This is a genomic window from Streptomyces sp. NPDC004658, assembly GCF_040609555.1.
GTDB lineage: Bacteria > Actinomycetota > Actinomycetes > Streptomycetales > Streptomycetaceae > Streptomyces.
The window spans coordinates 1-1,012 of sequence record NZ_JBEXKG010000459.1; the positions used below are offsets into that span (position 1 = coordinate 1).

Genomic DNA, 1,012 nt, shown 5'->3' on the forward strand with positions numbered 1-1,012 from the left:
GCCTGGGCGACCGCGTCCCACCAGCCCTCGCGGTGCAGGGCGCCACCCCGGGTGAGCAGGACGTCGATGCCCGGGGTGGCGGGGCTTTCGGCGTGCACCACCTTGCCGTCGGCCAGGTAGAGGGTGCCTCGGTCGCGCATCAGGGCGCCGGTGGCCCGTTCCGCGGCGAGGCGCTGAAGCATGGGCGAGAGGACGGAGGCCGGGGCGGAGGCGGCCGAGGGCTGGGCGGGCGAGGGGGCGGGGGTTCTCATGCGAGGACCAGCCGCTCGGCCATCTCGCCCAGCCGTATCCGGGCGAGGGCCAGATTGCCCTCCGCGCGGTCCAGCCACAGATGGAGGAAGACGCTGCTGTCGAAGTCCGTCTCGACGAAACGGAGGATGTGGTAACCGGCGCGGGTGGTGACGATGACGTCCTCGACGGGCGGTGGGCTCCCGTTGACGCCCTTGTCGGCAGGCCCCGTCGACGCCTCGGGTAAGCCGACCGCGAAGGCGGGCTGCTCGGCCGCCATCCGCGCCACCTCCGCCGTCTCGGCGGCGGTGGCCTCGTGATCGCCGTTGGGCGAGTCGCCGATGGTGCCGAGGGCGAGACCGCTCGTCCAGTCGACCACGGCGGCGCCACGGGCACCGGGCAGTCTCATGACGTCGAGCAGGCATTCGTCGATTCCGGGCACGCGGACTCCCCTCCGACGCTGCGTGCGGCTGTGACCCCGAGGTTACGCAACGTGCTCGCGCCAGGTGGAGGTTCTGGCATTTTCCATAGGTACATGCGGTCGGTTCGGGAGAATGCCCCGCCGCGGGCTGCGGGAAGGTGTGCGGGCTGCGCCCTGTTGACTGGAGCTATTCAGCCACTCAAGATGTGAATAGAAAAATCACAGTCGCGAGGAGGCATTGCCATGTCAGGACCCCGCCCCGTACGGGCACCGCGCGGTACCGAACTGAGCACCCTGGGATGGCAGCAGGAAGCCGCGCTGCGCATGCTGCAGAACAACCTCGACCCCGAGGTCGCCGAGCAC

The 1,012-nt window shown here is 70.4% G+C and carries 2 protein-coding genes and 1 pseudogene; 1 reads left to right on the forward strand and 2 read right to left on the reverse strand.

Annotation, left to right across the window (positions count from 1 at the left end; translation table 11 throughout):
- Together ABZV94_RS42150 and ABZV94_RS42155 are read right to left on the reverse strand one after the other, a co-directional pair.
- Nucleotides 1–251: pseudogene (locus ABZV94_RS42150) on the reverse strand (transcriptional regulator); the annotation flags it as partial.
- Nucleotides 248–670, reverse strand: coding sequence for a hypothetical protein (locus tag ABZV94_RS42155; protein WP_356350479.1), 423 nt, complete (start codon nucleotides 668–670; stop codon nucleotides 248–250). The pseudogene ABZV94_RS42150 and the gene ABZV94_RS42155, both read right to left, overlap by 4 nt.
- 222 nt (nucleotides 671–892) lie before the next feature.
- Between ABZV94_RS42155 and ABZV94_RS42160 the strand changes: the two genes are divergently transcribed.
- Nucleotides 893–1,012: hypothetical protein (locus ABZV94_RS42160; RefSeq protein WP_356350481.1), on the forward strand; the 120-nt coding region annotated here is incomplete at its 3' end.